We start from the raw sequence: 9,660 nt of genomic DNA, 5'->3' as shown, positions 1-9,660 counted from the left end.
GAATGCGCACAACTTCCCGCTGGACTTGGCGGCGGTGGAAGTGGCGCCGGCCATCCGTGGCTAATCCACTCCTGACCGAGTAGACTAGTCCTTCTTAAGTCCCCTGGCAGACGCTGGGGGATTTTTTTCTTCTACTGCCCCCTCCAATCTTTCTACCCAGGTGAGAGACCAAAATCGGCAAACGGTTTACCAGGATCTTCCCCCCAGTTTTTTACAGTTAGAGTAGGGCTATTGCATCTGCGGGTAAAGGATATGGCAATCATTTCTTCTCGGGCTGCGGGGGCTGAGGATCCCGGGCAGCGGCAGCAAAAGAGTTCTTCTCGCAGAAGAGAGTCGAAATTGGCTTTTGCCAGGGCGGAAGGGCTACTGCAACCGCAGGCTCACCCCGGCGAGGCTCAGGAAGAATCCCTCCGCCCGCGCACCCTGGCCGAGTATATCGGCCAGACGGAGCTCAAGGAAGTGCTCTCCATCGCTATTGCAGCAGCCCGCGCTCGCGGGGAGCCTTTGGATCACCTGCTGTTCTACGGCCCGCCCGGCTTGGGCAAAACCACGGTGGCTGCTGTGCTGGCGGCGGAGATGGGATCCCGCTTCTACATGACCACGGCGCCAGCGCTGGAGAGCCCCCGCGACATTGCTGGCTACCTAGTGCGCCTCAAGCGGGGCGATGTGTTGTTTATCGACGAGATCCACCGCCTGCCCAAGGTGACTGAGGAATTGCTCTATCCGGCAATGGAGGATTTTCGCCTCGACATTACCCTTGGCAAAGGTCGCTCTGCCCGCATCACCTCCATACCCCTGGAGCGCTTTACCCTCATTGGGGCCACCACCCGCATTGGCGCTCTGACTTCGCCGCTGCGGGATCGCTTTGGTCAGGTGCAGCGGCTGCGCTTCTACGAGCCTGACGAACTGGCGGAAGTTGTGCTACGCAGCGCTCGCCTCCTAAACACCTCCATTGATCGCGCGGGAGCTGAGGAGATTGCTCGCCGCTCCCGAGGCACACCGCGCATTGCCAACCGCCTCCTGAAGCGAGTGCGCGACTATGCCCAGGTGCGGGGGAATGGCCACATCAGCCGAGAAGTGGCAGCCGCTGCTCTGGAGTTGTTCCAAGTAGATCCTATGGGACTGGACTGGACGGATCGCAAGTTGCTGACCCTGCTGGTGGAGCAGTTTGGCGGCGGGCCGGTGGGCCTGGAGACAATGGCGGCAATAACCGGCGAGGATCCCCAGACGATTGAGGAGGTGTACGAGCCCTACCTGCTGCAGATTGGCTACCTGCAGCGTACGCCAAGGGGCCGTGTGGTTACCCCTGCCGCGCTACGACATTTGGGCTATGAAGCCCAATCCCCTCTGCCTTTGTGAAGCTAATCGTTTTCCCTCACCGCCAGCCCCTCTCCCGCAAGAGGAGAGGGGAGTTGATCTAGCTGCGATCGTTTTTCCCCACCGGGCTAAAGCTAGGTACCACCAACTCTTTGTTTTGCTTGGTGAGGCGGCCATACAACTCCTGGGTGTTGGGGAAGTTGGCCGCCGGCAAGGTGGGGAAGCGGCGATAGGGTACCGTGTCCTCGCCAAAGAGATCCCGGTACTCCTGGGTGTTGAGCAAGGCGCGGACAAAGGCCTTCAACCCCTGAGTGGCCAAGATCTGGTTGTATTTGCGGATCTCCTGCTGGTTTAGGGGTGCGCGGCCCAGGAAATGCTTGGTGCCCAGCTCGATGACCTTGGTGTTGGGGTAGGGAGCATAGAACTCGGCGCGGTACAGTTCAGAACACCCCAACGCCTCGATGAACTCCTTGACGGTGATCTCGCCATTGCGCAGCTTGGACTCGGCGGAGCTCAGCTCCGCGCTGATATTGTAGATGTCCATGTCGCGCTCGAAGATCTGGCGGTAAGCAGCGCGGATGAGGTTGTTGACCTCGGCTTTGTTGGCCAGGCTGGTGAGCTTGAAGATGGGCACCTCTTGGCGCACCTTGGGCACCCCTTGCTGGACTCGCCGCTGGATTTCCAGCTCGCCGGAGGGTTTGTCCTGGGGCTGGCCCAGCTTGACAAAGAGGGGGATATCGTCGTCGGTGCGGATAGGCCTGGTAACCACAGCCATGTCGCTGGATCCGGGGCGCATCCGCCGCAGGGCCAGACCGCCGGGGGTGAGGTAGCGCTCGTAGGGCACGATGTCTTCCCCAAAGACCTGCTGGTACTCTTCACTGTCGAGGATGGTATCCACCACCGCGTAGAAGCCCTGCTTGGAGGCAATGTCAAACAGCCGGTTCATCTCCTGTCGGCCGTAGGTGGGCCGGCCCAGCAGCTTGCGGTGGATAAACTCGATGGCCTTGCAGACGTAGAGGCTAGACCAGTACTTGTTGCGGAAGAGATCTGACTTGGCCAACTGGCGGACAAACTCCTTGACCGTAATCTCGCCCGACTCCAGCTTGATCTCCCAGCGGGTTAGCCGTTGGCCTTCGTAGGGCACATAGCCGTACACCTGCTGGTAGCAGGCGCGGATGACCGCTTGCGTCGAGACTTCGCTGCCAACAACCCCTGCCCGCACTCCCAAACGCCGGCTGCGATCGCGAGGGGTTTGGGTAAGCTTGAAGACTTTGGGGCCAAGGCTACCGGGATCCCCTGCCGCCTTGGGGTTGGTGCGGGCATTGGTGAGCGCAAAGCCGCGCCGGATAAGAATGCGCTTGACATCCTTGCTGAAGGGAGCGGGACTGGCCTTGAGGGAGCGAGTTTCTTTGGGGAAGATGGCGCCAAATTGGATCTCCAGCGGGTCGTTGCCGACGCCGTAGGCGTGCTGATCCGGCAAGGGGCGATTGTAGCGGGCAAAGAGGGTGATAAATTGGGGCACCTTGCGACGGGGGGCAGCGTAATTGTAGAGGTCGAACTTGGGCCCCCAGTTGGCGCTGGTCTGCGCTTCCACCCCCAGCTTGCGCAGGTAGGGTACCGTCTCCTCACCGAAGTAGTCGCCGTACTCGCGGCTGTCCACCAGCGCATCCACCAGCCCAGCTAGGCCCTTGCTGGAGACGATGGAGAAGTAGGTCTGCACCTCCTCGCGGGTCTCTGGGGCCCGCCCCAGGAAGTGGCGGAAGGCCAGCTCCACCACACGGCTGTTGATGTAGGGCTCGTAGAACTGCTTGCGGTAGAGTTCGGATTTGCCCAGGCGGCGGATAAACTCCTTCATGGAGATCTCGCCGTTTTTGACCTTTGACTCCAGGTCGGCCAGCTTGAGGCCATAGGCACGGCGGATATCCCGCTCGAACACCTGCCGATAAGCCGCTTTGATGACCTCTTCTTTCTCAGCATTGGAGAGCCCCGGCTTCATGGCAAAAACGGGCACTTTTTCTGCAGCCAAGTTGTAAACCTGGGGTAACTGTAGCCCTTGCAAGGGCAGGCCATCGGCGGTGCTGGCGTTGCGCTGCCGTAGCTTGTCGGAGGGAGCAGGGGCAATGAACTCGCTCAGGAGCACGTCGAAGTACTGGTTGATGATGGCCACCGCCTCGGCATCTTTGCGGAAGTAGCTGGCCGAGGCCCGCTTCATCTCCTGGAGGGCGACAATGGTGGCCTCAGCAGAGCAGGCATTTTCGATAATCTCCCGCAGGCCACGGGTGTTGACGACGATGATACTGGGATCCCCAGCCACCAGGGCATAGGTGACGTAGCGCAGGAACCAGCTCAGATCCCGCAGCGACTTGCGCATGTTGGCGGCGCCGTAGCGGGGGATGTTAATGGGACGGAAGTTGGGTGGGATCTCCACGCCGCTGGCGCTAAAGAGGTTGCGGATAGCCTCCAGGAAGCCACCGGTGGATTCCACGTAGAAGGCGGTGCCTAGCTTAAAGGCTTCCTTCTCGTCCTGGGTGGCTTCTGGCCGCTCCAGATAGGCCATGGGCGAGCCCCCCGTGAAGATGCGGTTGGCCGCTCGGCTGACGATGATTTCGGAGTTGGCCGCGATCACTTGGGCAATGTCCAGCCGTTTCAGGCCGCTGGAGAAAAAGTCCTCCAGGCGATCCAGCTCGGTGCGGGCCAGATAGCGATCCTGTTGTTCCGCCTGGGAGATGGTCGAGAGGGGCACAGTTTGGTAAAGACGGGGGCTGGAGACGACTGCGCCACCGGATGCGTTGATACCCATCGGTCTCTTAAACTCCGTTTTATTGAAAAACTGCCAATAAGGGCCAGGGACGATGCCATAGGACAGAGGCTGACCCATGGACTCAACTAGACCGGTCCCACGTTCCTCTCGGAGCTGGGGAGGAATGGACGCCGGATCCCTGAGGGGGAAGCCAAGCCTAGAATACTAGGGGGATGCGCCCAGAGGGGGGAGGTTGTTGCAGTTTGTAACACTCGTTCTCATTTGCCTTCTCGTCGAAAACCATGGCCTCCAACCCTCCTCCGCACCTTCCCAACTCCCTGCTGGTGGACTGGGAACAGGGATGCTACAGCTCTGTTGCTGAAGGTTTACAGCGGCAGCTTGAGCAGGGATCCCAAGAGCCCCTGCTGTATTGGTGGCTGGGATCTGCCTACCTGCTCCTGGGGCAGGAGCTAGAAGCCCAGCTCACTTGGCAGGAGGGTCTGGCGCTCCTAGGGGCCGAAGGGGTGGCCGAAGCTGAGGCTACCCGCTGCTGGGCAAGGGGACTGCAGGAGCTGGCTGAGGGGCTGTGGGGAAGGGGGCAGTGGCCGCAGGCGGCGGCTTTGTATCGGCAGTTGCTAGAAAGTGGTGCTGCCCCAGAGGCGGCGTTGGCGGCCCATCGCCTTGGCCTAGTCCAGGAGCGCAGCCGACTGTGGCTAGAAGCAGCAGAGTGGTTTGAAGAGGCCTGCCGCTGGGATCCAACGGCCACGGAGAGCTTTTGGCGCTGGGGCCTGGCCCTGCTCAAGCTGGGCCGGTTGCGGGAGGCTCTCTCCCCTCTCCAGGAGGCAGCGAGGCTAAGGCCAGAGTGGGGGGATCCCTGGGTGCAGATGGGCCTGGCTTGGCTGGATCTGGGGGAGCTGGAGCAGGCGGTGGCCTGCTTTCAGGAGGCAGCGGCGCGGGGCACCCAGACAGCAGAGCTCTACAGCTACTGGGTAGAGGCTCAGGTGCGGCGGAATGACCCGCAGGGGGCTTGGGAGAAGTTCCGGCAGGCGCTGGCTGCCGAGCGGGAGTGGCTACAGGCCTGGTGTGAGGGCAGCGGCAGAGACAGTCGGCTGCGGCTGGAGCTGGAGCAGGCCCTGCAGGGATCCCCGGGCAGCCTTTGGCAGGAGCGGTACCGCGCCTGGCAGCAGCGCTGGCTCCCTGCGCAGGCAACCCTTCCTTCCCCAGCCTGCCAGAGCCCACCGTCCGGTTCTGGCAACCCCCTGCCAGTGCCCAGCCAGGGTTACCTCACCACCCGGCAGTGGCACCAGGCCACCGGCGAGGGCAGCTACCAGGTGCTGGATCCAGAAGGGGTTCTCTGTCTCCAGGCTCCTCCTACGGCTGAGCCTGCCATTGGGCAAAAGCTGCGCTCGCAGCGGATCCCCTTGGCCGAGACCTTTGTCGCCCAGATTCCGCAGGGATCCGTGCACGTGGGCCACTATCCCCGCCACCTCTACGCCAGCTTTGCCAGCGCCGTGCTTACCCGTAGGGGTGAGTTGCTGGCCGATGTCTCCCCCAGCTTGCCGCCGCCGGAGTTTCTCGACTGGGACTGGAAGCCAGAGCACCTGGAGCACCACCCCGTCTTGGACCTACCCCACCTGGGGCCGCCAATTTTGCTGGAGGGCTCTGTCGCCCTCTTGCCCCTGGGGGCAGTCAACTACTTCCATTGGATGGTGGACATCCTGCCCGCCCTCGATCTCCTACGCCGCTCCGGCGTCCTCGAAAAGGACATCCCCCTCTTGGTTCACGGCTACCAGGGCAAGCCCTTTCAGGTGCAAAGCTTAGCTGCCTTGGGGATCCCACCAGAGCGCCTCCTTAGCTTTGAGCAGGCGGGGGGATCCCATCTGCAAGCGCAGAACCTGATTGTGCCCTCGCTGGCGGGGCCGGTGGGGTGTCTAACCCCCAGGGGCTGGAAAGTGCTGCAGCAACTGGCTCCGCGAGAGCAGGCGGCGGGGCTACCGCGGCGGATCTACATTAGTCGTCGGGCTGCCCGCTGGCGGCGGGTCATCAACGAGGCAGAGGTTCTCGAGGCTTTGCGCCCCTGGGGATTTGTGCCCGTGCAACTGGAAGCCCTTTCTCTAGCCGAGCAAATAGCCTTGATGCAAACAGCAGAAGCAGTCATTGGCATCCACGGAGCGGGCCTGACCAACCTTGCCTTTTGTCAACCTGGCACTATTGCAGTCGAGATCTTCCCCCGCAATGCCGTGCTCCCCTACTTCTGGAGCCTTGCCCAGGTGGTGGGACTAGACTACTTCCCCCTGCTGGCTCCAACCTGCGACCCAGCCCTGGTGGCTCTACTGGCTAGCCCAGAGTTGGATCGGGAGGATGCCTGGGTGCCGATCCCGGACTTGCTGAACCTGCTCGAGCAGACAGGGCTGCGGTGAATCTATGGGATCGGAGGGACTCGAACCCTCACGTTCTTGAAGAACAACGGATTTTAAGTCCGTAGCGTCTACCATTCCGCCACGATCCCTGGAGGAGCTGTACCACTCTACCAAACTGCTTGCTGTGGGGAGCTAGGAGGCTTCTATAGGGAGAGTATGACATGCCAGCTTCTGGGAGACAGCCTGGTGCAAGAAATGGGCCAGGGCTGCCACACAGTCTCGATCCTCAAAGAGCAGGTCGCGCCGCTGTTGGATCTGCTGGGAGATTTGCTGCCGAAATTGGGGATCCGTTCCCAGTTGGACGGCCAACTCTTCGTAGCGCTGGAGGTCTTGGGCAATTAAGAGATCAAGGCCCATCCTTTTGAGGATGGCATAGGTGTGGCGGCCCCGCAGGAACCGGCCAGGGCAGGTCACTACAGGCAAGCCGGCAGCAACGGCTTCCAGGGTGGTGATCCCGCCCGACCAGCCGTAGGAATCCAGCATAATATCGGCGCAGCGGTTGAGATCCAAGTAGTCTTGATGATCCAGTTGGGGCAAGATCAAGCAGTGGTCTTCCGCAGAAAGGCCATAGGCGGAGAAAGTTCGGGAAAGACGCTGCCAAAAGTGTTGGGCAATGGCAGCATTGGGCAAGGCCAAGAAGACAAATTGGGCACTAGGCACCTGCTGAGCAATAGCTGGAAAAAGGTAGTCGTATTGCGGCAGGTACTTGCCCAGATACTGACAGGTGAGATAAACAACAGCATCTTGGCGCAGGCCAAAGTCCTGGCGGTAACGCCTCTGGCGAGGCAAAATCGGCTTTTCAAAACAAGTACCCAGGCGGGGCAGCCGAACTAGGGTTTCGCTGTAGTGAGCCTGCCCATCTTCGGGCTCCATCAGGTCGCTGGAGAGAAAGTAGTCAATGGTTGAAAGTCCAGAAGTTACAGGATGGGCCCAGGTGGAGCATTGCACTGGGGCTAGCCGCAGAGATGCCAGTTGCAAAATCAGGGGAGAAAGGCCAATTTCCAGATACACCAAAACATCGAGCTGATCCTGCAAAATTTGGCGGGCAGCATCTTCAAAGCCAGTGGGAATGTGGCGAAATACATCGGCATACTGACGATATTGCTCTGTCATGAAGTCGGTTCTAGGATCCAAATGGTAGGCAAACACCAGAAAAGGCCACTGGGAGCTCGCCTTTAAGTACTTCACCCACCCTAAAGAAAGACGGCTGTAGGAGCAGGCGCGCATCGAGGCCGAGACAAAGCCAACGCGAATGGGATCCCCTGGTTGCCGGGGAAGAGAGTGCCAATTGGGGTAGCAAGATTTCACGATGCGCTGCACAAACTGAGCGTATTTTTTCTGCAGCTCCAGGTCGTCGCAGCCCTGGTACTGCAGATGGTGGGGTGTTCCCCAGCTTGACCCTAAAAAGGCAAGCCGCCGCTGCTCTTGGGTGTCCAAGGGCGTCTCCTCAATGAGGCGATCCAGGTGTTCTACAAAGCGAGAGCGAAATCTATGCAGCTCTTCCTCATCCTGATAGAGGGCGGGCAAATAGAGATGGTAAAGCCAGCGAGCTACCACCAAATTGGGATCCAAAGTCCACGCCTTTTCCAGGTGAGCCAGAGCTGCGCTGTGTTCCCCTTGCTCACGATGGGCCATTCCCAGATAAAAATGCACCTCAGCCCAAGGGATCCCTGCTGCCGGATCTGGATTTTCTAACAAGGAGCTAAGCAAAGGGATCGCTTCTTGATGGCGGCGTAGGTTAACAAGAATCTTGCCGGCTTGCAAAGCAGAAAGGTAAGCCTTGGGATTGAGGCTCAGGCTCTGCCAATAGCAAGATAGCGCCTTTTCCAGTTGCCCCAAAGATTCATAGACAACGCCCAGGTTGTGATGATAGAGGGCTACGCGGGGATCGAGCGCAATGGCCTCGGCAATCAAAGCAGCCGCCCATTCCCCCTCTCCCTTGGCCTGGGCCACCGTCCCCAGCAGATGGAGGGCGTCGGCTTGATCCGGAAACTCCGCCAGAATTTCTAAGTAGATGGCTTCTGCGGTTTGCAAGTCGCCAGCCTGCTGGGCCTGGATCCCGGCCAGAAGCTTACCCGTGGGGGTGAGATCCGACATCGACAACGAGGGAAGCTGGAGATCTTCCCCCACTATAGGCGCTTCAGCCCCCTGAGGCTCATGTTGTCAAAAGCACACAAAAACGGTATCAGCGGCTCTGCGAGCGCCTCGCCAAATCCCGCAAAGGCCGATTCTTTCGTTGACCCGCTCGATGCCTTGCCCCACAAGGCTTTCAGGCCTCTTGCCCCCCTCTTCCAGGCCCTTTTTTGCCCTCTTCGACCGACCCCCTCGCAAATGGGTCTTGCATTCCTTGCCCCGCTTGGGTTTAATAAGGGTAGAGGTTCCCCTTCGGGGGGATCCCTAGAAATTGGAAACCACCACCAGGTCTCCAGCCTAGACTCCAAACCAGGCGGGGTTCCCCTTCGGGGGGATCCCTAGAAATTGGAAACTTGGACGTAGCCGTCTTTGACGCGGGTGCGGCTGAGGTCGGTTCCCCTTCGGGGGGATCCCTAGAAATTGGAAACTGCAGGGCTGTCCAGCCCCACAGCATACTCCCCACTGGTTCCCCCTTCGGGGGGATCCCTAGAAATTGGAAACCAGATCCGAGATTTTGGAAACGGGAACAAAACCAACAGTTCCCCCTTCGGGGGGAGCCCTAGAAATTGGAAACGGATAAGGATCACCGTTGATAATCAATGCAACTTTGGAAGGTTCCCCCTTCGGGGGGATCCCTAGAAATTGGAAACGCCTGCTCGTACTGTGCAGGCGTAAGGGTGACGAACCGACAGTTCCCCCTTCGGGGGGATCCCTAGAAATTGGAAACGCGTCGGGTGTTACCGGTAGTGACTGCGGCGACTGTAGGTTCCCCCTTCGGGGGGATCCCTAGAAATTGGAAACAGTGTTTTATTTCCTCAGCGTTCCAGCCTGTGCTCCACAGTTCCCCCTTCGGGGGGATCCCTAGAAATTGGAAACGTAGTTTTAATCTCTTCCTCAGTCGCCAGATCGAGCTGGGTTCCCCCTTCGGGGGGATCCCTAGAAATTGGAAACCCGCTTGGCTGCCGCCCCCCCGGCAAGCCTCGCTTTATTAGGTTCCCCCTTCGGGGGGATCCCTAGAAATTGGAAACATTGGTGACCTCACGGTCATTG

General features: G+C 59.9%; 4 protein-coding genes, 1 tRNA gene and 1 CRISPR repeat array. Of the genes, 2 read left to right on the top strand and 3 right to left on the bottom strand.

Annotated elements, in window-relative coordinates; genetic code table 11:
• Positions 1–252 precede the first annotated feature (252 nt).
• Complete coding sequence (ruvB, locus tag NW841_RS10030) at positions 253–1,359, top strand: Holliday junction branch migration DNA helicase RuvB (protein WP_414363955.1); 1,107 nt, start codon at positions 253–255, stop codon at positions 1,357–1,359.
• Between the two features lie 58 nt (positions 1,360–1,417).
• Here ruvB and NW841_RS10025 read toward each other — a convergent pair whose 3' ends face one another.
• Positions 1,418–4,117, bottom strand: coding sequence for a phycobilisome rod-core linker polypeptide (locus NW841_RS10025; protein WP_414386239.1), 2,700 nt, complete (start codon positions 4,115–4,117; stop codon positions 1,418–1,420).
• Between the two features lie 242 nt (positions 4,118–4,359).
• Here NW841_RS10025 and NW841_RS10020 point away from each other — a divergent pair, with 242 nt between their 5' ends.
• Positions 4,360–6,477, top strand: coding sequence for a glycosyltransferase 61 family protein (locus tag NW841_RS10020; RefSeq protein WP_414386238.1), 2,118 nt, complete (start codon positions 4,360–4,362; stop codon positions 6,475–6,477).
• 5 nt (positions 6,478–6,482) lie between these two features.
• On the opposite strand, the gene NW841_RS10015 is transcribed toward NW841_RS10020, so the two are convergent.
• A tRNA-Leu gene (locus tag NW841_RS10015) sits at positions 6,483–6,566 on the bottom strand.
• A 43-nt stretch (positions 6,567–6,609) separates the two neighbouring features.
• Positions 6,610–8,574 carry a tetratricopeptide repeat protein gene (locus NW841_RS10010; RefSeq protein ID WP_414386237.1) on the bottom strand — a complete coding sequence of 655 codons (1,965 nt, stop codon included), beginning with the start codon at positions 8,572–8,574 and terminating at the stop codon, positions 6,610–6,612.
• A gap of 279 nt (positions 8,575–8,853) precedes the next feature.
• A CRISPR array of direct repeats spans positions 8,854–9,638; the repeat unit is 36 nt; unit sequence GTTCCCCCTTCGGGGGGATCCCTAGAAATTGGAAAC.
• Positions 9,639–9,660: the final 22 nt, after the last annotated feature.

It is taken from the genome of Synechococcus sp. H60.3 (genome assembly GCF_047462295.1).
In the GTDB taxonomy this organism is placed as follows: domain Bacteria; phylum Cyanobacteriota; class Cyanobacteriia; order Thermostichales; family Thermostichaceae; genus Thermostichus.
Note: the sequence above shows the minus strand (reverse complement) of the source record. Positions and strands in the feature narration are given on the sequence as shown.

Bases quoted from the DNA above. Each gene is read 5' to 3' on its own strand.
- ruvB (WP_414363955.1), top strand. From the start codon at position 253: ATGGCAATCATTTCTTCTCGGGCTGCGGGGGCTGAGGATCCCGGGCAG.
- NW841_RS10025 (WP_414386239.1), bottom strand. From the start codon at position 4,117: ATGGGTATCAACGCATCCGGTGGCGCAGTCGTCTCCAGCCCCCGTCTT.
- NW841_RS10020 (WP_414386238.1), top strand. From the start codon at position 4,360: ATGGCCTCCAACCCTCCTCCGCACCTTCCCAACTCCCTGCTGGTGGAC.
- NW841_RS10010 (WP_414386237.1), bottom strand. From the start codon at position 8,574: ATGTCGGATCTCACCCCCACGGGTAAGCTTCTGGCCGGGATCCAGGCC.